The sequence below is a fragment of the Leisingera sp. F5 genome, from assembly GCF_001593695.1.
Window position 1 is genome coordinate 1 of sequence record NZ_LUKH01001246.1, and the last position, 1,160, is coordinate 1,160.

1 protein-coding gene is annotated in these 1,160 nt (G+C 67.3%); it reads left to right on the forward strand.

The window, feature by feature from the left end; genetic code table 11:
* Positions 1 to 1,160, forward strand: a 1,160-nt coding sequence (locus A2I95_RS40510; protein ID WP_291737959.1) for a Ppx/GppA family phosphatase, incomplete at both ends; no start/stop codon positions are given.

Genomic DNA, 1,160 nt, shown 5'->3' on the forward strand with positions numbered 1-1,160 from the left:
ACCCAGGACCCCGCCGCCGCCAATGCCGATTGGGGGCCCTTCGGCCGCCCGATCTTTGATGACCCCAGAGCCCGGGCGCTGTCGCGGGTGGGGGTCGTCGACGTCGGTTCCAACTCGGTCCGGCTGGTGGTGTTCGACGGCGCCGCCCGCAGCCCGGCCTATTTCTATAACGAAAAGATCATGTGCGCGCTTGGGGCCGGCCTGTCGGAATCCGGCCGCCTGAACCCCGAAGGCCGCGAGCGGGCGCTGTCGGCGTTGCGCCGGTTCCAGCATCTGGCCAAGGGCATGGGGCTGCCGCCCTTGTCCGCCGTCGCCACCGCCGCGGTGCGTGATGCCGAGGACGGTCCGGAATTCTGCGCCGAGGTGTTGCGCGAGACGGGCCTCAAAGTCCACGTCATCGACGGGCGCGAAGAAGCCAGGCTGTCAGCCCAGGGGGTGCTCTTGGGCTGGCCCGGCGCCTATGGGCTAGTCTGCGATATCGGCGGTTCGTCAATGGAGCTGGCGGAGATCCAGGAGAACTCGGTCGGGCGGCGGGTCACATCATCCCTGGGGCCGCTGAAGCTGCGCGACATCAAGGGCGGGCGCAAGGGCCGCAAAGCCCACATCAAGGAGGTGATCGAACAGCTGAAAGGCGAGATGGGCGCACAGCGCGACCGCCTGTTCCTGGTCGGCGGCAGCTGGCGCGCCATTGCCCGCATCGACATGCACCGGCGCAGCTATCCGCTGAAGGTGCTGCACGAATACCGGATGTCGGCCAAGGATGTGCGCGAAACCGCCCGCTACATCGAGACCTGCAATCTGGACAAGCTGCGCGACGCCTGCGGTATCTCCTCCAGCCGGATGTCGCTGGTGCCTTATGCGATCGACGTGCTGTCGCGGCTGGTCAAGACCTTCAAACCCAAGGATATCGCCGTCTCCAGCTATGGCATCCGCGAGGGCCTGCTGTATGAGCAGATGCCGCAGCGGCTGCGCGCCCGCGACCCGCTGATCGAGGCCTCGCGCTTTGCCGAAGCCAAGGATGCCCGCGTGCCCGGGTTCGGCGGCACCCTGTATGAATTTGTCAGCCCGCTGTTCAGCGGCGCCCGTCACAGCAAACGCCGGCTGGTCAAGGCGGCCTGCCTGTTGCACGACGTCAGCTGGCGCGCCCATCCCGACTACCG